Source organism: Pseudomonas sp. EA_35y_Pfl2_R111, from assembly GCF_963970955.1.
Lineage (GTDB): Bacteria > Pseudomonadota > Gammaproteobacteria > Pseudomonadales > Pseudomonadaceae > Aquipseudomonas.
The window spans coordinates 1756322-1778872 of record NZ_CAXAOM010000001.1; the positions used below are offsets into that span (position 1 = coordinate 1756322).

The 22551-nt window shown below is 62.0% G+C and carries 21 protein-coding genes; 8 read left to right on the forward strand and 13 right to left on the reverse strand.

The window, feature by feature from the left end:
• Window positions 1-9 precede the first annotated feature (9 nt).
• The 7 genes from nuoH to AACY25_RS08320 all read right to left on the reverse strand — a co-directional run bounded on the left by nuoH (window position 10) and on the right by AACY25_RS08320 (window position 8687).
• On the reverse strand, window positions 10-1002 hold the full coding sequence (nuoH, locus tag AACY25_RS08290) for an NADH-quinone oxidoreductase subunit NuoH (RefSeq protein ID WP_160086028.1): 993 nt from the start codon (window positions 1000-1002) through the stop codon (window positions 10-12).
• Window positions 999-3719 carry an NADH-quinone oxidoreductase subunit NuoG gene (gene nuoG / locus AACY25_RS08295; RefSeq protein ID WP_339523688.1) on the reverse strand — a complete coding sequence of 907 codons (2721 nt, stop codon included), beginning with the start codon at window positions 3717-3719 and terminating at the stop codon, window positions 999-1001. The genes nuoH and nuoG overlap by 4 nt, the downstream gene beginning before the upstream one ends.
• Before the next feature lie 147 nt (window positions 3720-3866).
• On the reverse strand, window positions 3867-5240 hold the full coding sequence (gene nuoF, locus AACY25_RS08300) for an NADH-quinone oxidoreductase subunit NuoF (RefSeq protein WP_339523877.1): 1374 nt from the start codon (window positions 5238-5240) through the stop codon (window positions 3867-3869).
• Window positions 5241-5245: 5 nt separating this feature from the next.
• The gene (nuoE, locus tag AACY25_RS08305) at window positions 5246-5746 is read right to left on the reverse strand and encodes an NADH-quinone oxidoreductase subunit NuoE (protein WP_339523690.1); all 501 of its coding nucleotides are present in this window, start codon (window positions 5744-5746) and stop codon (window positions 5246-5248) included.
• 1 nt (window position 5747) lies between these two features.
• Window positions 5748-7529 (reverse strand): NADH-quinone oxidoreductase subunit C/D, encoded by a 1782-nt coding sequence (gene nuoC, locus AACY25_RS08310; protein ID WP_339523691.1) that lies wholly within the window; start codon window positions 7527-7529, stop codon window positions 5748-5750.
• 56 nt (window positions 7530-7585) lie between these two features.
• Window positions 7586-8263: a NuoB/complex I 20 kDa subunit family protein gene (locus AACY25_RS08315; RefSeq protein ID WP_108489146.1), complete on the reverse strand. Its 678-nt coding sequence runs from the start codon at window positions 8261-8263 to the stop codon at window positions 7586-7588.
• A gap of 10 nt (window positions 8264-8273) precedes the next feature.
• Window positions 8274-8687 (reverse strand): NADH-quinone oxidoreductase subunit A, encoded by a 414-nt coding sequence (locus tag AACY25_RS08320; RefSeq protein WP_339409111.1) that lies wholly within the window; start codon window positions 8685-8687, stop codon window positions 8274-8276.
• Window positions 8688-8947: 260 nt separating this feature from the next.
• Between AACY25_RS08320 and AACY25_RS08325 the strand changes: the two genes are divergently transcribed.
• The 3 genes from AACY25_RS08325 to AACY25_RS08335 all read left to right on the forward strand — a co-directional run bounded on the left by AACY25_RS08325 (window position 8948) and on the right by AACY25_RS08335 (window position 13455).
• Complete coding sequence (locus AACY25_RS08325; RefSeq protein WP_339409112.1) at window positions 8948-9874, forward strand: hydrogen peroxide-inducible genes activator; 927 nt, start codon at window positions 8948-8950, stop codon at window positions 9872-9874.
• 8 nt (window positions 9875-9882) lie between these two features.
• Window positions 9883-11958: an ATP-dependent DNA helicase RecG gene (gene recG / locus AACY25_RS08330; RefSeq protein WP_339523694.1), complete on the forward strand. Its 2076-nt coding sequence runs from the start codon at window positions 9883-9885 to the stop codon at window positions 11956-11958.
• 90 nt (window positions 11959-12048) lie between these two features.
• Window positions 12049-13455, forward strand: a complete 1407-nt coding sequence (locus AACY25_RS08335; protein ID WP_339523695.1) for an aminoacyl-tRNA deacylase and HDOD domain-containing protein — start codon at window positions 12049-12051, stop codon at window positions 13453-13455.
• Window positions 13456-13510: 55 nt separating this feature from the next.
• Here the strand turns inward: AACY25_RS08335 and AACY25_RS08340 are convergent, their stop codons facing one another.
• The 6 genes from AACY25_RS08340 to AACY25_RS08365 all read right to left on the reverse strand — a co-directional run bounded on the left by AACY25_RS08340 (window position 13511) and on the right by AACY25_RS08365 (window position 17108).
• On the reverse strand, window positions 13511-14248 hold the full coding sequence (locus AACY25_RS08340; RefSeq protein ID WP_339409115.1) for a hypothetical protein: 738 nt from the start codon (window positions 14246-14248) through the stop codon (window positions 13511-13513).
• A gap of 79 nt (window positions 14249-14327) precedes the next feature.
• The gene (locus AACY25_RS08345) at window positions 14328-14720 is read right to left on the reverse strand and encodes a helicase (protein ID WP_274087006.1); all 393 of its coding nucleotides are present in this window, start codon (window positions 14718-14720) and stop codon (window positions 14328-14330) included.
• 140 nt (window positions 14721-14860) lie between these two features.
• Window positions 14861-15133, reverse strand: a complete 273-nt coding sequence (locus tag AACY25_RS08350) for an HU family DNA-binding protein (RefSeq protein ID WP_090250753.1) — start codon at window positions 15131-15133, stop codon at window positions 14861-14863.
• 186 nt (window positions 15134-15319) lie between these two features.
• On the reverse strand, window positions 15320-16468 hold the full coding sequence (locus tag AACY25_RS08355) for an NAD(P)/FAD-dependent oxidoreductase (protein ID WP_339409116.1): 1149 nt from the start codon (window positions 16466-16468) through the stop codon (window positions 15320-15322).
• A gap of 63 nt (window positions 16469-16531) precedes the next feature.
• Entirely contained in the window at window positions 16532-16699 is a 168-nt protein-coding gene (locus AACY25_RS08360; protein ID WP_090379673.1) for a rubredoxin, read from the reverse strand.
• A gap of 241 nt (window positions 16700-16940) precedes the next feature.
• Window positions 16941-17108, reverse strand: coding sequence for a rubredoxin (locus AACY25_RS08365; RefSeq protein WP_090240746.1), 168 nt, complete (start codon window positions 17106-17108; stop codon window positions 16941-16943).
• 213 nt (window positions 17109-17321) lie between these two features.
• Here AACY25_RS08365 and AACY25_RS08370 point away from each other — a divergent pair, with 213 nt between their 5' ends.
• The 5 genes from AACY25_RS08370 (at window position 17322) to AACY25_RS08390 (ending at window position 22491) form a co-directional block, all read left to right on the forward strand.
• On the forward strand, window positions 17322-17876 hold the full coding sequence (locus tag AACY25_RS08370) for a chorismate--pyruvate lyase family protein (protein WP_339409117.1): 555 nt from the start codon (window positions 17322-17324) through the stop codon (window positions 17874-17876).
• Between the two features lie 153 nt (window positions 17877-18029).
• A complete protein-coding gene (ubiA, locus tag AACY25_RS08375; protein WP_339409118.1) occupies window positions 18030-18923 on the forward strand; it encodes a 4-hydroxybenzoate octaprenyltransferase in 894 nt (297 codons plus the stop codon).
• 91 nt (window positions 18924-19014) lie between these two features.
• Window positions 19015-19704 carry a phosphate regulon transcriptional regulator PhoB gene (gene phoB, locus AACY25_RS08380; protein ID WP_090379663.1) on the forward strand — a complete coding sequence of 230 codons (690 nt, stop codon included), beginning with the start codon at window positions 19015-19017 and terminating at the stop codon, window positions 19702-19704.
• A 69-nt stretch (window positions 19705-19773) separates the two neighbouring features.
• Window positions 19774-21081 carry a phosphate regulon sensor histidine kinase PhoR gene (phoR, locus tag AACY25_RS08385; RefSeq protein WP_339523696.1) on the forward strand — a complete coding sequence of 436 codons (1308 nt, stop codon included), beginning with the start codon at window positions 19774-19776 and terminating at the stop codon, window positions 21079-21081.
• 69 nt (window positions 21082-21150) lie between these two features.
• Entirely contained in the window at window positions 21151-22491 is a 1341-nt protein-coding gene (locus tag AACY25_RS08390) for a hemolysin family protein (RefSeq protein ID WP_339523698.1), read from the forward strand.
• Window positions 22492-22551: the final 60 nt, after the last annotated feature.

The window sequence follows — 22551 nt, forward strand, 5'->3', positions numbered from 1 at the left end:
TGGTTCTCCTTACTGGGCCGCGGCCAGCACGAATGCGCCGGTCACCAGCAGGTTGATCAGGGTCAGCGGCAGGCAGAACTTCCAGCTGAAGGCCATGACCTGGTCATACCGTGGGCGCGGAATCGAGGCGCGCAGCAGGATGAAGATCATGATGAAGAAGCAGGTTTTCAGGGCGAACCAAAAAAACGGAATCTGCGGCAGGATGCCAAACGGCCCGTGCCAACCACCAAAGAACAGCGTTACCAGCAGCGCCGAGATGGTGATGATGCCGATGTATTCGCCGACGAAGAACATGCCCCATTTCATCCCGGCATATTCGATGTGGTAACCGTCGGCCAGCTCCTGCTCAGCTTCCGGCTGGTCGAAGGGGTGACGGTGTGTCACCGCCACGCCGGCGATAAAGAAGGTACAGAAGCCGAAGAACTGCGGAATGATGAACCAGAGGTTTTCCGCCTGGTAATCGACGATATCGCGCATGTTGAACGAGCCAACCTGAGCGACGATGCCCATCAGCGCCAGCGCCAGGAACACCTCGTAGGACACCGTCTGCGCCGAGGCGCGCAGCGCGCCGAGCAGGGCAAACTTGTTGTTACTCGCCCAGCCAGCAAACAGCACGGCATACACCGACAGGCCGGCCATGGCGAAGAAGAACAGGATGCCGATGTTCAGGTCCGCGACGCCCCAGTTCGGGGTAACCGGGATAATCGCAAAGGCCATCAACATGGCGGCGAAGGCGATCATCGGCGCCAGGATAAAGATGAACTTGTCGGCGAACGGCGGCGTCCAGTCCTCCTTGAAGAACATCTTGATCATGTCCGCGGCAATCTGAAACATGCCGAACGGTCCAACCCGGTTGGGCCCGTAGCGGTCCTGCCACCAGCCCAGCAGGCGCCGTTCGACAAAGCTCAGCAACGCGCCGCAAACCACCACCACCAGCAGAATCACGATGGCCTTGAGTACGGCGATCAACACGTCCAGCACTTCGGGGGTCAGCCAACTCATTGCGCGGCCTCCTCAATGCGGGTGACCACGCGACCTGCGATCAGCGCCGGCATGCCCGGCAAACCGACTGGCAGACCGACCACGCCGATGGCCAGCTCTTCGGTGATCTGCAGCGGCAGACGCAGGGTCTGTCCGGCGACTGTCAGGCTCAGCAATGCGCCGTCATTCACGCCCAGGCGATCCGCTTCGGCCTTGGCCAGCAGCGCGTAAGGCGCGGGGATGCGTTCTTGCAGCGGCGCGGCGCCGGCCGAGGTTTCCTCACTGCCGAACAGGTGATGCAGCGCCACGGCCTGCAAGGTGCCCGGCGCCGGGTTAAAGGCGGCCGGTACGCTAAACCAGGGCAGCACACTACCCTTGGCTTCGATCAGGCGTACGCCCGGATCGCCGGCGCGCAGATGGCCGCCGACTTCGTCCTGAAACTTGTTCCAGGCTTGCGGCGAGTTCCAGCCAGGCGACCAGGCGAAGGGAATCTGCTGACGGTCTTCCTTGCTGCCGGAATAGCCTTCCATGGAGAAGGCAAACGCCGAATCCTGGTCCTGCGGCTGACGCGGCTCGTGCACGCTGATATTGGCGCGCATGGCGGTGCGACCGCTGTAACGGTGCGGCTCACGGGCCAGCTTGAGGCCCTTGATGCGGAAGGTGGCGTTGGGCGCGGCTTCGCCGATGCGCGCCAGCAGGCTGTTACTGGCAGCAACGGCAGCGGTCACCGCATCCAGTTGGGTCCAGTCGAGCGGCTTGCCCTGCAGCGTGCTGTGCAAGGCATGCAGCCAGCGCCAGCCTTCGCGAATCAGGATATTGGCGTCGTAGTAGCTCGGCTCGAACACCTGGAAGAAGCGCTGGGCGCGGCCTTCGAAGCTGACCAGGGTGCCATCGCCTTCGGCGAAGCTGGCCACCGGCAGCAGCAGGTGGGCTTTTTCGCTGGTGGCGGTGTGCTGATGGTCGGCGACGATCACCAGCTGGGCCGCCGCCAATGCGGCATCGACCTTGGCTGCATCGGCGCGGCGGTACAGGTCGTTTTCCAGCACGATCACAGCATCGGCCTGGCCGGACGTCAGCGCCTGCAGCGCCGCATCGACAGACTCGCCACCCAGCAGGGCCAAGCCCATGCTGTTGGCTTCCGGCACCACCAGGCTGATGGAGGCATTCTTCTCGCGATTTTTCAGCGCGCTGGCGATATTCGCCGCAGCCTCGATCAGGCTCTTCTCACCGAGAGATGCACCGGAGACGATCAGCGGACGCTTGGCTTCAAGCAGCGCCTCGGCAATCAATTCCACCAGCTCGCCGACATCCGCATCCAGGCCGTTAACCGCTGGTGCGCTCGGGTCGATGGCGTGGGCCACGGCGAAACCGATACGCGCCAGGTCGGCCGGCGCGGCATGCACGCAGGCTTCGGCGATGTCATCCAGGCGCGTAGCGGTGACGCTGGCGATAAACAGCGGGTGCAGCGCGTCCTGAGCGACGTTCTGCACGGCGGCCATGTGCCAGTCCTGAATCTTCATTGATGCAGCGATTTCAGTGGCCTTGCCCTTGACCGTCTGACGCAGGGCCAGGGCCAGGCGCGCGGCGGTCTGGGTCAGGTCTTCGCCGAGGATAAACACCGCGTCGTGCAGTTCCACTTCACGCAGGGTCGGCACAGGCAGCGGGCCGTTCTGCAGGATGTCGCGGATCAGACGGATATTGTCCAGCTCGCCCGCGGCGATACCGGAGTAGTAGTTGGCTTCGCCGACCAGCTCGCGCAGGGCGAAGTTGCTTTCCAGGCTGGCGCGCGGCGAACCGATGCCGATTACGCGTTTGCCCTTGAGCAGCTCGGCGGCCTTGTCCAGCGCAGCGTCGATGCCGAGCTTTGCGCCACCGTCTTTATTCACCAGCAGCGGCTGGCGCGGACGATCCGTGCGGTTGACGTAGCCGTAACCGAAACGGCCACGGTCACAGAGGAAGTACTGGTTCACATCGCCGTTGAAGCGGTTCTCGATGCGCCGCAGTTCGCCATAACGCTCGCCGGGGCTGGTGTTACAGCCGCTGGCGCAGCCATGGCAGATGCTCGGGGCAAACTGCATGTCCCACTTGCGGTTGTAGCGCTCGGAGTGGGTCTTGTCGGTGAACACACCGGTCGGGCAAACCTCGACTAGGTTGCCGGAAAACTCGCTTTCCAGCACGCCGTCTTCGACCCGGCCGAAGTACACGTTGTCATGCGCGCCGTACACACCGAGGTCAGTGCCGCCGGCGTAATCCTTGTAGTAACGCACGCAGCGATAGCAGGCGATGCAGCGGTTCATCTCGTGGGAAATAAACGGCCCGAGCTGCTGGTTCTGGTGGGTGCGCTTGGTAAAGCGATAACGGCGCTGGTTGTGGCCAGTCATCACCGTCATGTCCTGCAGGTGGCAATGGCCGCCCTCCTCGCACACCGGGCAGTCGTGCGGGTGGTTGGTCATCAGCCACTCGACGACGCTGGCGCGGAACGCCTTGGATTCTTCATCGTCGATGCTGATCCAGCTGTTGTCGGTGGCCGGCGTCATGCACGACATGACGATGCGCCCGCGCGTATCGTTTTCATCGGTGTACTGCTTGACCGCGCACTGGCGGCAGGCGCCGACGCTACCGAGCGCCGGGTGCCAGCAGAAGTAAGGGATATCGAGACCGAGGGACAGGCAGGCCTGTAGCAGGTTGTCCGCCCCATCGACTTCGAAATCTTTGCCGTCTACGTGGATAGTGGCCATGGTTCAGGTTTCTTCTTTGCCCACCGAAGCGGGCTTGGCTAATGGAATCACGTTGTGCTGCGGGGCCAGGTCAGTGGCCGCCAGAGCGCCAATTTTTTATGGCCTGCCATCCATGGCGGCCACCCTTCGGGCCGTCGCTACGCGACGTTAAAAATGGCTCCCTGCCATTTTTAGCGCGGGGACGAATTGCCCCGTCGTCGCCGGAGCGGCCGAGCTGGCCACGCCAGCCTCGAACTCCGAACGGAAATACTTGATCGCACTGCCCAACGGCTCAACCGCACCCGGTGCATGGGCGCAGAAGGTTTTGCCGGGGCCAAGGAAATTGACCAGACCAAGCAGCGTGTCGATGTCCTGCTGCGTGCCTTGCTTGCGTTCTAATGCGCGGAGGATTTTCACGCTCCACGGCAGGCCGTCGCGGCACGGGGTACACCAGCCGCAGGACTCGCGAGCGAAGAACTCTTCCATATTGCGCAACAGCGAAACCATGCTGATGCTGTCGTCCACCGCCAGCGCCAGGCCAGTACCCATGCGCGTGCCGACCTTGCCGATACCGCCGGCATACATCAGCGCATCGAGGTGCTCGGGGAGTAGGAAGCCGGTGCCTGCACCGCCAGGCTGCCAGCACTTGAGGGTGTAGCCATCGCGCATGCCGCCGGCGTAGTCCTCGAACAGCTCGCGGGCGCTGACGCCGAAGGGCAGCTCCCACAAGCCGGGGTTCTTCACCTTGCCGGAGAAGCCCATCAGCTTGGTGCCGTGGTCTTCACTCTCGGGGCGGGCCAGGCTCTTGTACCAATCCACGCCGTTGCCAACGATAGCCGGCACGTTGCACAGAGTCTCGACGTTGTTTACGCAGGTCGGTTTGCCCCACACGCCAACGGCGGCCGGGAACGGCGGTTTGGCGCGCGGGTTGGCGCGGCGTCCTTCGAGGGAGTTGATCAGCGCGGTTTCTTCACCGCAGATATAGCGCCCGGCACCGGTGTGAACGAACAGTTCGAAATCGAAACCGCTGCCGAGAATATTCTTGCCGAGCAGGCCGGCGGCCTTGGCTTCCTCGATGGCGCGATTGAGGTTGGCTGCTGCGTCGACGTACTCGCCGCGCAGGAAGATATAACCACGATAAGCCTTGAGCGCCCGCGCGGAAATCAGCATGCCTTCCACCAACAGGTGCGGCAGCTGCTCCATCAGCATGCGGTCCTTCCAGGTATTCGGCTCCATCTCATCCGCATTGCACAGCAGGTAGCGGATGTTCATGGACTCATCGGCAGGCATCAGCCCCCACTTCACCCCAGTGGGGAAGCCTGCACCGCCACGACCTTTAAGGCCGGAGTCTTTAACGGTCTGCACGATGTCCGCCTGGGCCATTTCGGCCAGGGCCTTGCGCGCGGCGGCGTAACCGTTTTTCTGCTGATATTCCTCCAGCCACACCGGCTGGGCGTCGTCACGCAGGCGCCAGGTCAGCGGGTGAGTCTCCTCGCTGCGAGCAATGCGGTTAGCCGGGCCGATGGAGGTCAGGGTTTTCATAACACTCATTGATAGGCCTCCAGCAGTTGAGCCACGCCGTCAGGTTGCACGTCGCCAAAGGTGTCGTCGTCGATCATCAGCGCCGGAGCCTTGTCGCAGTTGCCCAGGCAGCACACCGGCAGCAGAGTGAAACGGCCGTCGGTGGTGGTTTGCCCTGGAACGATGCCGAGCTGTTTCTGCATTTCGGCGACGACCGACTCATGGCCACCGACATAGCAAGTCATGCTGTCGCATACGCGGATGATGTGGCGGCCCACCGGCTGACGGAAAATCTGACTATAGAAGGTGGCCACACCTTCGACATCGCTGGCGGGAATACCGAGGATTTCGCCAATCGCATCGGCGGCGCCATCCGGCACCCAGCCACGGGCTTTCTGCACGATTTTCAGCGCTTCGATCGACGCCGCACGCGGGTCTTCGTAGTGATGCATCTCGTGCTCGATGGCCGCCTGTTCGGCTTCGCTCAGAGCAAAGCGGTCGGTTTGAATCAGGGTTGTCTGGCTCATATCAGCGGTCCACGTCAGCCATAACGAAGTCGATACTGCCCAGGTACGCGATCAGGTCGGCGACCATGCTGCCGCGAATCACCGACGGGATCTGCTGCAGGTGCGGGAAGCTCGGCGTGCGAATACGCGTGCGGTAGCTCATGGTGCTGCCGTCGCTGGTCAGGTAGTAGCTGTTGATGCCCTTGGTCGCTTCGATCATCTGAAAGCTTTCGTTGGCCGGCATCACCGGGCCCCAGGAAACCTGCAGAAAGTGAGTGATCAGGGTTTCGATGTGCTGCAGCGTGCGCTCTTTCGGCGGCGGCGTGGTCAGCGGGTGATCGGCCTTGTACGGACCTTCCGGCATATTGCGCAGGCACTGGTCGATGATCTTGATGCTCTGACGCATCTCTTCCACGCGCACCATGCAGCGGTCGTAGGCATCGCCATTGGCGGCCAACGGCACTTCGAACTCGAAGTTCTCGTAGCCGGAATACGGCCGCGCCTTGCGCAGATCGAAGTCGCAGCCGGTCGCACGCAAGCCAGCGCCAGTGGTGCCCCACTCCAGCGCTTCCTTGGTGTTGTACTGCGCCACACCGATGGTTCGCGCCTTGAGGATGCTGTTCTGCAGCGCAGCCTTCTCGTACTCGTCGAGGCGCTTGGGCAGCCAGTCAACGAACTCCTTGACCAGACGATCCCAGCCACGCGGCAGGTCGTGGGCCACACCGCCGATGCGGTACCAGGCCGGGTGCAGGCGGAAGCCGGTAATGGCCTCGATCACCTTGTAGGCGCGCTGGCGGTCAGTAAAGGTGAAGAACACCGGGGTCATCGCGCCGACGTCCTGAATATAGGTGCCGAGGAACAGCAGGTGACTGGTGATGCGGAAGAACTCGGCCAGCATGATGCGGATCACGTCGACCCGCTGCGGCACGGTGATGCCTGCGAGTTTTTCTACGGCCAGCACGTACGGCAGGTTGTTCATCACCCCACCGAGGTAATCGATGCGGTCGGTGTAGGGAATAAAGCTGTGCCAGCTCTGCCGCTCGGCCATCTTCTCGGCACCACGGTGGTGGTAGCCGACTTCCGGTACGCAATCGACGATCTCTTCACCGTCGAGCTGCAGGATGATGCGGAACGCACCGTGGGCCGAGGGGTGATTAGGGCCGAGGTTGAGGAACATATAGTCCTCGTGCTCGCTGCCGCGTTTCATGCCCCAGTCTTCCGGTTTGAAGCGCGCGGCCTCTTCTTCCAGCTGCTGCTTGGCCAGAGTCAGGCTAAACGGATCGAACTCGGTGGCGCGCGCCGGGTAATCCTTGCGCAGCGGGTGACCTTCCCAGGTCGGCGGCATCATGATCCGCGTCAGGTGTGGATGGCCGCTGAAGTGAATGCCGTAGAGGTCCCAAACTTCGCGCTCGTACCAATTGGCGTTGGGCCAGATGCTGGTGACGCTGGGCACATTCAGATCGCGCTCGGACAGGGCGACCTTGATCATCACGTCGCTGTTCCGCTCCAGCGACATCAGGTGATAGAACACGGTGAAATCCGCACCCGGCAGACCACGACGTTGGGTGCGCAGACGCTCATCGACACCATGCAGGTCATACAGCATGACGTAGGGACGCGGCAGGTTGCGCAGGAAGGTCAGGATCTCGACCAGGCGCTCGCGGGCCACCCACAGCACCGGCATGCCAGTACGGGTGCTTTGTGCGGTAAAGGCGTCAGCGCCAAAACGGGAATTCAATTCGACGACCACATCTTGGTCGTCAGCCTTGTACGGCGGTATGGACAGAATGCTGTCTGCAGTCATGGTCTCGGTCGCTATCGGTCAACGGCGTCAGTAGGCGGGCTCAATCGAGCCCAGGCTCACACTTCGTCGGGGCTACGCAGATTGGTCACGGCGATCCGCTGCTCGCGACGCTGTTCTTTCTGCGAAGGCATGTCGGCACGGTAAACACCCTGATCACCGACCACCCAGGACAACGGCCGGCGCTCCTGACCGATGGATTCCTGCAGCAGCATCAAGCCCTGCAGAAAGGCCTCCGGACGCGGCGGGCAACCAGGAATATAGACGTCGACCGGCAGGAACTTGTCGACTCCCTGGACCACGGAGTAGATGTCGTACATGCCGCCAGAGTTGGCGCAGGAGCCCATCGAGATCACCCACTTGGGTTCCAGCATCTGCTCGTACAGGCGCTGGATGACCGGAGCCATCTTGATAAAGCAGGTGCCGGCGATGACCATGAAGTCCGCCTGGCGTGGGGAGGCTCGAATCACTTCCGCACCAAACCGCGCAACGTCATGCGGCGCGGTAAAGGCGGTGGTCATTTCCACATAGCAGCAGGACAGGCCGAAGTTATACGGCCACAGGGAGTTCTTGCGCCCCCAGTTCACTGCACCATTCAGTACATCGGCAAGCTTGCCCATGTAGATGTTTTTGTGGACTTGATCATCTAGCAGCGGGTCGGAAACAGTCTCCCGCTCGCCGACCGGATAGCGCTCATTGGGCGCATCCGGATCGATCCGAGTAAGTTTGTAGTGCATCGCCAAAGCCTCATTGTTTTAGCTTCGCCTGCCGCTCGCGACGGCCCTGAGGTGCCCAATCGAGCGCCCCGATCCGCCAAAGGTAGACAAGACCTGCCAACAGAATTGCTATAAAGACTGTAGCTTCGATCAGCCCAGCCCAGCCGCTTTCGCGTACCGAAACTGCCCAAGCGAAGAGAAAGAGGGCTTCAACGTCGAAGATCACGAAGAGCATCGCGACCAGATAGAATTTGGCTGACAGGCGCAGGCGCGCGCTGCCGACGGGCAACATGCCGGATTCGAAGGGCTCGTTCTTACTGCGCCCCCAGGCTTTGCTACCCAGCAGGCTGGACAGGCCAAGCATGAACGCAATGAGGCCGCAGACCCCAAGCAAAAAAACAGCAAAAGCCCAGTTATGGGATATGGTCGTTACCGCATCAGGCATGCCGGTACTCCTTGATAAAGGAACGGCTTCTATAATTTTTATTGCGCGCAAGTCCAAACAGGATGCCCGCCAAGTATGGTCGCAATTCTATGCGCGCTACGAATTAGTAACCAATTATTTTATGTTCACAAAGCGACATAAACGCGTAACCAATCGCCAAAACCGTTTTGCGGCTTGAGCCAGCGCTGCAGAGCGGTATCAACAGTTGGTTCCATTGAATACAGCCGCTATGCTTGGCTGCATCTCAATGGATAAAGACTATGACCCTCACCGAACTGCGCTACATAGTCACCCTCGCTCAGGAACAGCACTTCGGCCGCGCCGCCGAGCGTTGTCATGTCAGCCAGCCGACCCTGTCGGTGGGGGTGAAGAAACTCGAAGATGAGCTGGGTGTGCTGATCTTCGAACGCAGCAAGAGCGCAGTACGTCTGACTCCGGTCGGTGAAGGCATCGTCACCCAGGCGCAGAAGGTGCTGGAGCAGGCCCAAGGCATCCGCGAGCTAGCCCAGGCCGGCAAGAACCAGATGGCCGCACCGCTGAAAATCGGTGCGATCTACACCGTCGGCCCTTATCTATTCCCTCACCTGATTCCACAGTTGCACCGCGTCGCGCCGCAGATGCCGTTGTATATCGAAGAAAATTTCACCCACGTGCTGCGCGACAAACTGCGCAATGGCGAGCTGGACGCGATCATCATCGCCCTGCCGTTCCATGAAGCCGATGTGCTGACCAAACCGCTGTACGACGAGCCGTTCTACGCCCTGCTGCCTGCCGGCCACCCCTGGGCCGCGATGAAAACCATCGACAGCAAGCTGCTGAATGACAAGAGCCTGCTGCTGCTCGGCGAAGGCCACTGCTTCCGCGATCAGGTGCTGGAAGCCTGCCCGACCCTGCGCAAGGGCGGCGAAGACAGCGCCAAGCACACCACGGTGGAGTCCAGCTCGCTGGAAACCATCCGTCACATGGTCGCCTCGGGCCTCGGCGTATCGATCCTGCCGTTCTCCGCCGTCGACAGCCACCACTACGCCCCCGGGGTGATCGAAGTTCGCCCGCTTAGCGCGCCCGCACCATTCCGCACCGTAGCCATCGCCTGGCGCGCCAGCTTTCCGCGACCGAATGCCATCGAAGTGCTGACCGACTCGATCCGCCTGTGCTCGGTGGCCAAACCACTGCCCAAGAGCAGCTAAGACAGACGATGACCGAGCTGGCCGCGGTTTCTGTCACCGCGCTGAAAGGCGTGGGTGCAGCCCTGGCCGAAAAGCTCGCCAAGGTCGGCCTGGAAACTCTGCAGGACGTGCTGTTCCACCTGCCGCTGCGTTATCAGGATCGCACCCGCATCGTGCCGATTGGCGCGCTGCGCCCCGGTCAGGACGCGGTGGTTGAAGGCATAGTCGCTGGCGCCGATGTGGTCATGGGTCGCCGGCGCAGCCTGTTGGTGCGCCTACAGGACGGCAGCGGCACCCTATCCTTACGCTTCTACCATTTCAGCCAGGCGCAGAAAGAAGGCCTAAAGCGTGGCACTCAGGTGCGCTGCTACGGCGAAGTGCGCCCCGGCTCATCGGGCCTGGAAATCTATCACCCTGAGTACCGCGCGCTATCCGGCAGCGAGCCGATTGCCGTGGAACAAACCCTGACGCCGATCTACCCGACCACCGAAGGCCTGACCCAGCAACGCTTGCGTCAGCTCAGCGAGCAGGCCCTGGCACGCCTGGGTCCGCACAGCCTGCCAGATTGGCTGCCGCGCGAACTAGCCGACGATTACCAACTCGGCCCGCTCGACCAGGCCATTCGCTACCTACATCGACCACCACCGGATGCCGACCTGGAAGAGCTCGCCGAAGGCCGCCACTGGGCCCAGCACCGCCTGGCCTTCGAGGAACTGCTGACCCATCAACTGTCGCTGCAACGCCTGCGCGAGAGCGTACGCGCGCAGCAGGCTCCAGCGCTGCCCCTGGCGAAAAGCCTGCCGCAGCAATATTTGGCCAACCTGGGCTTTACCCCCACCGGCGCACAACAGCGGGTCGGCGCGGAAATCGCCTACGACCTCAGTCAGAGCGAGCCGATGCTGCGCCTGGTGCAAGGCGATGTGGGCGCCGGCAAGACCGTGGTCGCCGCCTTCGCCGCCCTGCAGGCGCTGGAAGCCGGTTATCAGGTGGCGCTGATGGCGCCTACCGAGATTCTTGCCGAGCAGCACTTTATCAATTTCAGCAAATGGCTCGCGCCGCTGGGCCTGGAAGTCGCCTGGCTGGCCGGCAAACTCAAGGGCAAGGCGCGCGCCAGCGCTTTGGAGCAGATCGCCGCCGGCGCGCCCATGGTGGTCGGCACCCACGCGCTGTTTCAGGATGAAGTGCGCTTTGCGAAGCTCGCCCTGGTAATCATCGATGAGCAGCACCGCTTCGGTGTGCAGCAACGCCTGGCCCTGCGGCAGAAAGGCATCGGCGGGCGCATGTGTCCGCACCAGCTGATCATGACCGCCACGCCAATCCCGCGAACCCTGGCGATGAGCGCCTACGCCGACCTCGACACCTCGATCCTCGACGAACTTCCGCCTGGTCGTACGCCGGTGAATACCCTGGTGATCGCCGACAGCCGCCGCCTGGAAGTGGTCGAACGGGTGCGCCTGGCCTGCAATGAAGGGCGGCAGGCCTACTGGGTCTGCACGCTGATCGAGGAATCCGAAGAGCTGACCTGCCAGGCTGCGGAAACCACCTTCGAGGATTTATCGGCGGCGCTCGGCGGGCTGAATGTCGGGCTGATTCACGGGCGCATGAAACCGGCAGAAAAGGCCGCGGTGATGGACCAGTTCAAACAGGGCCAGCTGCAACTGCTGGTGGCCACCACGGTGATCGAAGTCGGCGTCGACGTGCCCAATGCCAGCCTGATGATCATCGAGAACCCGGAGCGTCTGGGCCTGGCCCAGCTGCACCAGTTGCGCGGCCGGGTCGGTCGCGGCAGCGCGGCCAGCCATTGCCTGCTGCTCTATCACCCGCCGTTGTCGCAGCTGGGCCGCGAACGCCTGGCAATCATGCGCGAGACCTGCGATGGTTTCGTTATCGCCGAAAAGGATCTGGAACTGCGCGGCCCCGGCGAAATGCTCGGCACCCGCCAAACCGGCCTGCTGCAGTTCAAGGTCGCCGACCTGATGCGTGATGCCGACCTGCTGCCTGCTGTACGCGACGCCGCACAGGCCCTACTGGAACACTGGCCGCAGCACGTCAGCCCGCTACTTGAACGCTGGTTACGGCATGGCCAACAATACGGGCAAGTGTGAAGCAGCGCACATGGCAACCGTCGCCTGTGCCGCACTTTCACCAACCCGCTGTTTATACTCGAAACATTGCTGCCTCTGCCGGATACCGCCATGACTGAACTTGCCCTAGCTCCCGACACCGCTCCGCGCCCGCCAGCGGTGATTCTGCAACTACTGGAAAAGCTCGGCCTGCCCTACCAAGTCTGCCGCGACCTGCCCGGCCTGCCGGCGGCGCAGCGTTTGCAGGCGGTATTACTGGATGACGCTGTGGGCGCGCTGCTGGTGCTCTACCCCCAGAGCCAGCTGCTCGACCTCAATCGCCTGACCGAACTGACCGGCCGACAATTGACTGCGGTCAAGCCGGAGCGCCTGGAGCGCATGCTCGGCAAGCACAGCCTGAAAGTGCTGCCCGGCCTGCCGCCACTGACCAGCTCGCCCTGCCTGTATGACGAACGCCTGCTGCAGGTGCCCAGTCTGTATATCGAATCCGGCCAGCGCGGCGTGCTGCTGGAGCTGAGTACCGAGGCCTTCAAGACTCTGCTGAGCAAGGCCAGCGCCGCACGTTTCGGCGAGCCGCTGAGCAATATCCGTTTGAACCTCGATCGCCCGGACGACGACCGCGCGGAAATCACCCTGGCGGTGCAGGCCTTTACCGCACGGCGTATCCAGCAACGCCTGGAAGAAACCATCGAGATTCCGCCACTGCCGGAAACCGCGCAGAAGATCATCAAGCTGCGCGTCGACCCCGATGCGACCGTCGATGACATCACTGGTGTGGTCGAAACCGATCCGGCGCTGGCCGCCCAGGTGGTCAGCTGGGCCGCATCCCCCTACTACGCCGCACCCGGCAAGATCCGTTCGGTGGAAGATGCCATCGTCCGCGTGCTGGGCTTCGATCTGGTGATCAACCTGGCCCTCGGCCTGGCCCTGGGGAAAACCCTGAGCCTGCCCAAAGATCATCCGCAACAGGCCACGCCGTACTGGCAACAGGCAATCTACAGCGCTGCGGTGATCGAAGGGCTGACCCGCGCCATCCCGCGCGCACAGCGCCCGGAAGCCGGCCTGACCTACCTCGCCGGCCTGCTGCACAACTTCGGCTACCTAGTGCTGGCGCATGTGTTTCCGCCGCACTTCTCGCTGATCTGCCGCCATTTGGAGGTCAACCCGCACCTGTCGCACAGCTATATCGAACAGCATCTGCTCGGTATCAGTCGCGAGCAGATCGGCGCATGGCTGATGCGTTACTGGGATATGCCCGAAGAACTGGCCAGCGCCCTGCGCTTCCAGCACGACCCGGAATACACCGGCCCCCACGCCACCTACCCAAACCTGGTGTGCCTGTCGGTCAGCCTGCTGCGCAATCGCGGCATCGGTGCCGGCCCACAGAGCGAGATTCCACAAAGCCTGTTCGACAACCTCGGCATCAGCCGGGAGAAAGCCGAAGAAGCCGTGAGCAAGGTGCTGGCCGCCGAAGTCGCGCTGCGCGAACTGGCGGCGCAATTCCACCCGCCGCACTAATACTGCAGAAAATATAAAGGGGCCTAAGGGCCCCTTTATCGCTACAGTCGAATGATTACTTCCTCAGCTGGGCACGCCGTGCGGCGAACAATTCCGGCAACACCTGCGCGCTGCCATCGAGCAATTGCGCCACGGCTGGCTGCTCATACAGGGCAGCATATTCGGCCAGCTTTTCGCTGGGCATCTGCCGGTAGGCGTAAAGCATAAATGACTCCACTGCCTCAGCGCTGGAGATACGCAGCGCATCTTCCTGAGCCTTGGTCTGAGTACTCAAGGCCTTTTCGTCGATGCTTTCACCACGGCCCTGCAACGCCAGAAGCGCCTGGGTCTTGCCGACTTCATAGCGCAGCAGGGTAGCCAGAATGGTCGTGTGTGCGGCGGCATCCAGACGTCGCACCAGAGCCAGGCGCTCCTCACGCGGCGGGCGCTCGTTCAGTTGTTTGCGATAGGCCGCCAGGCCTTCTGCGCCACCCTCACCAACCGAACGCTCGGCGGCGGTAAAACCCTGCGCCAGTGGGCTGTCCAACAGGCGCTTGGCCTGCTCCAGCTGGGCTTGATCGAGTTTGCCGGTCAGACGTTTAGCCAAATCCAGGCACAAGCCATCGGCGGCAAACACCTTGGCCAACTGCGCTTGCTGCTTATCGGCCAGGCCACGCTGCACCAGCGGTGCGCTCTGTTCGCAGAGCAAACGGATGCCCGCCAGTTCGAATAGCGGCGCAAAGGCTTCGGCTTTAGGGGGTGCGGCGTGGGCAAGGGAGGTGGAAAACAGCAGGGCACTCAGCAGCAAACGCATGGGCAAACTCTCACTAGGGCTATGCCCAGCCTAGCGAATGCGGTGCGCGCAGGCCAGCCCTGGCGCGCACGGCTGCGAATCAGGCAGCTTTTTTGGCAGCGTCTTTCTTTTTCGGCATCAGGTATTTGGTCAGCCCCTGGAACCAGATCACCAACGCCGGGTTGCCCTGAATCTGGATGTCCTTGTTCTGAATGCCCTGCATAAACGCCAGCTGCTTGTTTTTCGCGCTCATGGTGGCAAAACCATAGGCCGCATCCTTGAAGCCAAGGGCAAATGCAGGTTCGCTGACCGGGCCGCGTTTGCTGGTGATGCGCTGGTCTTTGACGATGAAGTGACGGGCAACTTTGCCGTCCAGGGTGTGCAGTTGAAAGACCATGTCGCGGTCGACCAGTTGTTGTTGGAAAGCCGGGTTTTCACGGCTGGCCTTGGCCATCAGACGGCCCAGCATCCACAGAAGAAAACGGAATTTCATGCGCGAGGCCTCGCAAAGGATAGAGAAAAGGCGGCGCATTGTAGCGGTTTGCGGCGGGGACTACATCCGGCTGAAAGAAGGGCGTGAACACGCTGACCGGGGTAGTGCAGCCCGGAGCCAAAGGCTCCGGGCTCAAGGACTCAGTTGACCGCGTCTTTCAGGGACTTGCCCGGTTTGAAGGCGACGGTATTGCTGGCCTTGATCTTTACCGGCTCGCCGGTTTGCGGATTTTTGCCGGTGCGAGCACCACGGTGGCGTTGTACGAAAGTACCAAAGCCTACCAGGGTGACGCTGTCCTTGCGGTTCAGTGCGTTGGTGATTTCTTCAAGTACTGCGTTAAGTACACGGTTTGCCTGATCTTTAGTCAGATCCGCCTTATCGGCGATGGCGGCGGCGAGTTCCGGTTTACGCATAAATGCCTCTTTACGGTTTTTTGTTGTTGTGTCCGGGCTGCTCTGCGCGAGCAGATACCAAGGCGCGGCAACAGCTCTAGGCTGCGGCAGACTGAGGGAGAATGGCATGCCATCGGGCCCTGCGCCAGTCTTGTCCGACAGTTAAACCAAGCAGGCTTATGGCATATACGACAGAACGACCGCCATTTAAGCCAAAAGTGCAGGCAGTAGCTTATTCAGAGCCAATTTTTCCTGCACGGCCGTACCGGTCAACGCATAACCGAGCAGCGCGCCGCTGCTGTCATGACACAGCGCCTTGATGTCGGCGCCGCTGCCCTCCACGCTCCATTCGCCCTGCTGGCCGCGCGGCGGCGGCGAGACAACCAACGGGCAAACCGGGGTTTTTACCGTTACCGGCATAGGCCCGTAACTCACTGCGGTCGGAGTGCCAGCCAGGGTTTGCGCCAGCGCACGGGCGCTGGTCATCAGCGGCATCACATAGAGCAGATTGATCCCGTCGACCTCGGCGCAGTCACCCAAGGCATAGATATTGGCATGTGAGGTGCGCAGGTGACGGTCGACCACCACCCCACGATTGACTGTCAAACCTGCAGCGGTGGCCAGTGCGATGCGCGGGCGCAGCCCCACGGCTGAAAGCACCAGATCGCACTCAATCAGCGTGCCGTCGGACAGGTGCGCTTGCAGTGCATCGCCCTGGTGGTTCAGGCTGGCTAACACCGGCCCGAGATGAAAGCGTGCACCGAGCCCTTCCAGACCGGCTTGAACTGCGGCTGCGGCAGCCGGGTGCAGCAGGCCTGGCATCACCTGCTCGCAGGGCGCCACCAGCTCGACCTGATAGCCGCCAAGACTGAGGTCATTGGCAAACTCGCAGCCGATCAGACCAGCGCCCAGCAGCAGGACGCGCTGCTTGCCGGCGGCCGCCGTGCGAAAGCGCGCGTAGTCTTCCAGATCATTGATTGAGAAAATCGCATCATCGGCATCGCCTTCCACCGGTACGCGAATCACCTCGGCGCCCCAGGCCAGCACCAGATCGCGGTACGGCACGGACTCTTCGCCGATCCACAGTTGCTTGTGGCCGGGGTCGATGCCGCTGATGTGGGTATGGGTGCGGATTTCCGCCTTGAGTTGCTCGGCCATGGCACCCGGCTCAGCCATGCTCAGGCCATCGGCGTCCTTGTTCTTGGCAAAACCGGTGGACAGCATCGGCTTGGAATAGGAGCGGCCGTCGTCAGCGGTGATCAGCAGCAGCGGGGTTTCGCTGTCCAGCTTGCGAAATTCACGAGCCAGGTTGTAGCCGGCCAAGCCGGTGCCAACGATGACGACAGGTGCACTCATGCTGCATTCCTCACACAGGCCACGCATTACTGTGGCCGTAATAAATTTCGGGGCGGCCGCGGTTCAGGCGATTTCGATCATCTCGAAATCCAGCTTGCCTACGCCGCAATCGGGGCACAGCCAATCGGCGGGAATATCTTCCCAGGCCGTGCCAGGGGCGATGCCTTCCTCGGGCAGGCCGAGGGCTTCGTCATAGATAAAACCGCACACCACACATTGCCACTTGCGCATAGCCACCTCGGCGCTTATCCAGCTCGTTCGGGGGTGTTGAGTATGCGCACTCGCGAAACAAAACGGCGACCCTCGGTTCGCCGCCTAGAGCAGCATGGACTTAGAAGCGGTTTCAGATCTCGCGAGCTAGAGCGATGCAAGGCAAAAACAGGCGAGAAAGCGGAGTTTACGGCTGTAAATGAGCATTCCGAGCCTGTTTTTAACGCAGCAGCGCCGACGTGCAGCAGATCGGAGACGGTTCTTAGCCGATTTCGATCATTTCGAAATCAAGCTTGCCCACGCCACAGTCGGGGCACAGCCAGTCTTCCGGGACATCCTGCCAGAGTGTACCGGCGGCGATGCCTTCATCAGGCCAGCCCTGGCTCTCGTCGTAAATCAGTCCACAGACCACACATTGCCACTTCTTCATAACTACCTCAGACGGATCACACGGCTATTGCGCCGGGGAAACTACCGCATATGTGCAAGTGCGCCAAGCCGCCGGGCGATGAATAGCGCGCCATCGAGGCCAACCAAAGTCGGGTTCTGCCCGGCGTAGCGGCCAATCGCCGCGCGTTGCGCCACCTGCCGGGCGCAAGTGCCGTGCTAGACTCGCGCGCCTCAGCTCAAGTGAAATCTGCTCGTGCCCCACGCCGCCCTCGCCCATCCGCCGCGCTGGCTGACAGCCAGCCAACTGCACCCTGCGCCCACTACCGCGGTGCGTGACTGGCTATTCAATGAGGACTCGCTGACGCGCCGGCTGACCGCCCTGTCCGCCAATGGCTTCAGCGTCACCCCGCTGCAGGAAGGTTGGCAGCGCCTGCGCAACGATGAATGCAGCGCGCTGGGCGTGGTCAACGGCAGCCAGGGCTGGGTGCGTGAGGTGTACCTGCGCGGCCACGGCCAGCCCTGGGTATTCGCCCGCAGCGTAGCTGCACGCAGCGCCCTGGAAGGATCCGGTCTGGCAATGGATCAACTGGGCAGTCGTTCGCTGGGTGAGTTGTTGTTCAGCGACCGCGCTTTTGATCGTGGTGAATTGCAGGTGTGCCGCTACCCGGCGCAATGGCTACCAGCAGAGGCCTGCAACGAGCGCTTGTGGGCACGGCGTTCGTGCTTTAGCCGTGGCGCATTGGGGGTGCTGGTGGCAGAGGTATTCCTCCCCGAGTTCTGGCAAGCCGCCAAGATCGACACGCCGTAGGGTGGGCCGCTGCTGACATCGAGTCGTAAGGCGGCCCGTAGGGTGGATGTCGTTTTTTACATCCACCTTATAGCCACAATGGTGGATCGATAAAACGTGATCCACCCTACGCGCTCCGTATAATCAGCCGCAACTCGCACGGAGACGCGCTCGATGTATACCCGCCTGCTGCATTCGCTCAATCGCCTGCACCCCCGCGCCTGGGACTTTATCCAGCTGATGCGCCTGGACAAGCCCATCGGCATCTACCTGCTGCTGTGGCCAACGCTGTGGGCGCTGTGGGTCGCTGCCGAGGGCGTGCCGAGCGCAAAGAACCTGTTTATCTTCGTCGTCGGCGTATTTTTGATGCGCGCCGCTGGCTGCGTGATCAATGACTACGCTGATCGCAACTTTGACGGCCACGTCAAACGCACCCAGGCGCGCCCGCTGGCCAGTGGCAAGATCCAACCACGCGAGGCGTTGATTCTGTTCGCCGTACTGGTGGCGCTGAGCTTCGTTCTGGTGCTGTTTACCAACGCCACCACCGTCTGGTTGTCGTTTGGCGGCCTGGCCCTGGCCGCCTGCTACCCCTTTATGAAGCGCTACACCTTCTACCCGCAGGTGGTACTGGGTGCGGCGTTTTCCTGGGGCATGCCCATGGCCTTCACCGCAGAGACCGGCAATCTGCCGCCCGAGGCCTGGCTGCTGTATATCGCCAACCTGCTGTGGACGGTGGCCTACGACACTTACTACGCCATGGCTGACCGTGAAGACGACCTGAGGATCGGCGTGCGCTCCACCGCCATCCTGTTCGGCGATGCGGACCGCCTGATCATCGTCACACTGCAGGGCCTGGCGCTGCTGTGCCTGCTACTGGCGGCGGCCCGCTTCGAGCTGGGCCTGTACTTCCATCTCGGTTTACTGGCGGCGGCCGGTTGTTTTGCCTGGGAGTTTCACAAGACCCGCAACCGCAAGCCGATGGCCTGTTTCAATGCTTTTCTGCATAACCATTGGGCCGGCTTGGCGATCTTTATTGGCCTAGTGCTCGACTACGCCTTACGCGGGTAGAACAGGTGCGTGCCGCGCGACTGTCATATCGCTGCAATAATTCCGTTATCTAATGCAGTCCATTACAGCGAGATGACCCGAGGCTTGACCCATGGTTGGCAAGAACATCCTGATCGTCGATGACGAAGCACCGATCCGTGAAATGATCGCCGTGGCCTTGGAAATGGCCGGCTACGAGTGCCTGGAAGCGGAGAATACCCAGCAGGCGCACGCCATCATCGTCGACCGCAAACCTGATCTGATCCTGCTCGACTGGATGCTCCCCGGCACCAGCGGCATCGAACTGGCACGGCGCCTCAAGCGCGATGAGCTTACCGGCGACATCCCGATCATCATGCTCACTGCCAAGGGCGAAGAGGACAACAAGATCCAGGGCCTGGAAGTCGGCGCCGACGACTACATCACCAAGCCGTTCTCCCCACGCGAACTGGTCGCACGCCTGAAAGCCGTGCTGCGCCGCGCCGGCCCGACCGATAGCGAAGGGCCGATCGAGGTCGGCGGCCTGCTGCTCGACCCGGTCAGCCACCGCGTCACTATCGACGGCAAACCAGCCGAAATGGGCCCCACCGAATACCGCCTGCTGCAATTCTTTATGACCCACCAGGAGCGCGCCTACACCCGTGGCCAGCTGCTGGATCAGGTCTGGGGCGGCAATGTGTATGTTGAGGAGCGCACCGTAGACGTGCATATCCGCCGCCTGCGCAAAGCACTTGGCGAGGTTTACGAAAACCTGGTGCAAACCGTCCGTGGCACCGGCTATCGTTTTTCCACCAAGAGCTAAGACGGTTAGGATGGCCTGCAGGTTGTATACCTGACCTGCATAAAGGATTGATTGGCGGATGAGTTTGAATTGAATCAAGACTGGCGCGGCCCCCTGATACGCCACTTGCTGCTTCTGGCCGGTGCCTGCCTGCTGCTCGGGCTGATCACTGGCGAATACGCCTGGACCCTGCTGCTCGGCTTGGCCGGCTACCTCGGCTGGCACCTGCAACAACTGCTGCGTCTGCACAAGTGGTTGCGCACCCGCCAGGGTGACGAAGCGCCGCCCGATGGTTACGGCCTGTGGGGCGAAGTGTTCGACAGCATCTATCACCTGCAACGCCGCGATCAAAAAGTCCGTGGCCGCCTGCAGGCCGTGATCGACCGTGTGCAGGAATCCACCGCCGCGCTGAAAGATGCGGTGATCATGCTCGACCGCGACGGCAACCTGGAGTGGTGGAACATCGCCGCGGAAAAACTCCTGGGCCTGAAAACTCCGCAGGACAGCGGCCAGCAGATCACCAATCTGGTGCGCGACCCGCGCTTTATCGAATATTTCGAAAACCACAATTACAACGAGCCACTGGAGCTGCCTTCACCGGTCAGCGACCGCCTGCGCCTGCAGTTTCATATCACCCAATACGGCAACCGCGAACACCTGATGCTGGTGCGCGACATCACCCGCCTGTATCAGCTGGAGCAGATGCGCAAGGACTTCGTCGCCAATGTCTCCCACGAACTGCGCACGCCGTTGACAGTGATCGCCGGCTACCTGGAAACCCTGCTGGATAACGTAGAGGATGTTAATCCGCGCTGGCTGCGTGCCTTGCAGCAGATGCAGCAGCAAGGTGGACGCATGCAGAACCTGCTGAATGACCTGCTGTTGCTGGCCAAGCTGGAAGCCACCGACTATCCCTCGGACAACCAGCCAGTGGCCGTTGACCTGCTGCTGCTGAGCATCAAGAACGATGCCCAGGCGCTCTCTGGCGAACGTCACCACCGCATTAGCCTGGACGCCGACCCGCACCTCAAACTCAAGGGTAGCGAAACAGAGCTGCGTAGCGCCTTCTCCAACCTGGTGTTCAATGCGGTGAAATACACCCCGGACGAAGGTGATATCCACATCCGCTGGTGGGGTGATGAACAGGGGGCGCACTTGGCCGTGCGGGACAGCGGCCTGGGCATTGAAGCCCGGCACCTGCCGCGCCTGACCGAGCGTTTCTACCGGGTGGACTCCAGCCGCGCCAGCAACACCGGCGGCACCGGCCTGGGCTTGGCCATCGTCAAGCATGTACTCCTGCGGCACCGCGCACGGCTGGATATCGTCAGCAACCTCGGCAAGGGCAGCACCTTCACCTGCCACTTCCCCACCCTGCAGGTAGTACGGCGCGGCCAGTAGCCGCGGCGTACTTGCAAAGCCGGCTCTCTGCCCCCACCCTTTAGCGGTCATTCACTACCCGAACCCCCTATGGACCCCTCCACGAGTTACGTCGCCAGCACCTATTTCGCCGATTTCGGCCTCGTCCTCTTCGCCCTGTTTCTAGTGCTACTCAATGGCTTTTTCGTTGCCGCCGAGTTTGCCATTGTTCGCCTGCGCGCCACCAAGGTCGATGCCTTGGCTGAAGCCCACGGCTGGCGCGGGCATATCCTGCGCACCGTGCACAACCAGATGGACGCCTACCTCTCAGCCTGCCAACTGGGTATCACCCTGGCTTCGCTGGGCCTCGGCTGGGTCGGCGAACCGGCCTTTGCCCACCTGCTCGAACCGCTGCTCGCCGCCATAGGTATCGAGTCGCCCAAACTGGTGCACGGCATCGCCTTCTTTACCGCCTTCGCGATCATTTCCTACCTGCATATCGTGGTCGGCGAGCTGGCCCCCAAGTCCTGGGCGATTCGCAAACCGGAGCTGCTGTCGCTGTGGACGGCCGTGCCGCTGTATCTGTTCTACTGGGCCATGTACCCGGCGATCTTCCTGCTCAACGCCAGTGCCAACGCCATTCTGCGCATTGCCGGCCAGGGCGAGCCGGGGCCGCACCATGAACATCATTACAGCCGCGATGAACTCAAGCTGATCCTCCACTCCAGCCGCGCCAGTGACCCCAGTGATCAGGACATGCGCGTGCTGGCCTCGGCCGTAGAGCTGGGCGAGCTGGAAGTCGTGGACTGGGCCAACTCCCGCGAGGACCTGGTCTACCTACCGCTGAACGCCGCCCTGGATGAAGTCTTCAGCGTGTTTCGCCGGCACAAGTACAGTCGCTACCCGGTCTACGACGACACCAGCGGCGAGTACGTCGGCGTGCTGCATATCAAGGATTTACTGCTTCACCTGTCGCTCTTGGAAATGCTGCCCTCGGCGCTGAAGCTGGCCGACCTGATGCACCCGGTCGAACGGGTCGGCCGGCATATGCCGCTGTCCAGCCTGCTGGAACAATTCCGTATGGGCGGCTCGCACTTTGCCCTGGTCGAAGAGGCCGACGGCAAAGTGATCGGCTACCTGACCATGGAAGACGTGCTGGAAGCGCTGGTCGGCGATATTCAGGACGAACACCGCAAGGCCGAACGCGGCATCCTCGCCTACCAGCCGGGCAAGCTGCTGGTGCGCGGCGACACGCCGCTGGCCAAGGTCGAACGCCTGCTCGGGGTCGATCTTGATCACGTCGAAGCGGAAACCCTTGCCGGGCTGATCTACGACACCCTCAAGCGCATGCCCGAGGAAGAGGAAGTGCTGGACGTCGACGGCCTGCGGATCATCGTGAAGAAGATGAAAGGCCCGAAGATCGTGCTGGCCAAGGTGCTGAAGCTGGATTGAGGCACCGACGCAGCTGGTGGGTAGCGCTGCGCTTAACCCGCCTTACGCCCGCCCGGCTTC

Bases quoted from the DNA above. Each gene is read 5' to 3' on its own strand.
- nuoH (WP_160086028.1), bottom strand. From the start codon at position 1,002: ATGAGTTGGCTGACCCCCGAAGTGCTGGACGTGTTGATCGCCGTACTC.
- nuoG (WP_339523688.1), bottom strand. From the start codon at position 3,719: ATGGCCACTATCCACGTAGACGGCAAAGATTTCGAAGTCGATGGGGCG.
- nuoF (WP_339523877.1), bottom strand. From the start codon at position 5,240: ATGAAAACCCTGACCTCCATCGGCCCGGCTAACCGCATTGCTCGCAGC.
- nuoE (WP_339523690.1), bottom strand. From the start codon at position 5,746: ATGAGCCAGACAACCCTGATTCAAACCGACCGCTTTGCTCTGAGCGAA.
- nuoC (WP_339523691.1), bottom strand. From the start codon at position 7,529: ATGACTGCAGACAGCATTCTGTCCATACCGCCGTACAAGGCTGACGAC.
- AACY25_RS08315 (WP_108489146.1), bottom strand. From the start codon at position 8,263: ATGCACTACAAACTTACTCGGATCGATCCGGATGCGCCCAATGAGCGC.
- AACY25_RS08320 (WP_339409111.1), bottom strand. From the start codon at position 8,687: ATGCCTGATGCGGTAACGACCATATCCCATAACTGGGCTTTTGCTGTT.
- AACY25_RS08325 (WP_339409112.1), top strand. From the start codon at position 8,948: ATGACCCTCACCGAACTGCGCTACATAGTCACCCTCGCTCAGGAACAG.
- recG (WP_339523694.1), top strand. From the start codon at position 9,883: ATGACCGAGCTGGCCGCGGTTTCTGTCACCGCGCTGAAAGGCGTGGGT.
- AACY25_RS08335 (WP_339523695.1), top strand. From the start codon at position 12,049: ATGACTGAACTTGCCCTAGCTCCCGACACCGCTCCGCGCCCGCCAGCG.
- AACY25_RS08340 (WP_339409115.1), bottom strand. From the start codon at position 14,248: ATGCGTTTGCTGCTGAGTGCCCTGCTGTTTTCCACCTCCCTTGCCCAC.
- AACY25_RS08345 (WP_274087006.1), bottom strand. From the start codon at position 14,720: ATGAAATTCCGTTTTCTTCTGTGGATGCTGGGCCGTCTGATGGCCAAG.
- AACY25_RS08350 (WP_090250753.1), bottom strand. From the start codon at position 15,133: ATGCGTAAACCGGAACTCGCCGCCGCCATCGCCGATAAGGCGGATCTG.
- AACY25_RS08355 (WP_339409116.1), bottom strand. From the start codon at position 16,468: ATGAGTGCACCTGTCGTCATCGTTGGCACCGGCTTGGCCGGCTACAAC.
- AACY25_RS08360 (WP_090379673.1), bottom strand. From the start codon at position 16,699: ATGCGCAAGTGGCAATGTGTGGTGTGCGGTTTTATCTATGACGAAGCC.
- AACY25_RS08365 (WP_090240746.1), bottom strand. From the start codon at position 17,108: ATGAAGAAGTGGCAATGTGTGGTCTGTGGACTGATTTACGACGAGAGC.
- ubiA (WP_339409118.1), top strand. From the start codon at position 18,030: ATGTATACCCGCCTGCTGCATTCGCTCAATCGCCTGCACCCCCGCGCC.
- phoB (WP_090379663.1), top strand. From the start codon at position 19,015: ATGGTTGGCAAGAACATCCTGATCGTCGATGACGAAGCACCGATCCGT.
- AACY25_RS08390 (WP_339523698.1), top strand. From the start codon at position 21,151: ATGGACCCCTCCACGAGTTACGTCGCCAGCACCTATTTCGCCGATTTC.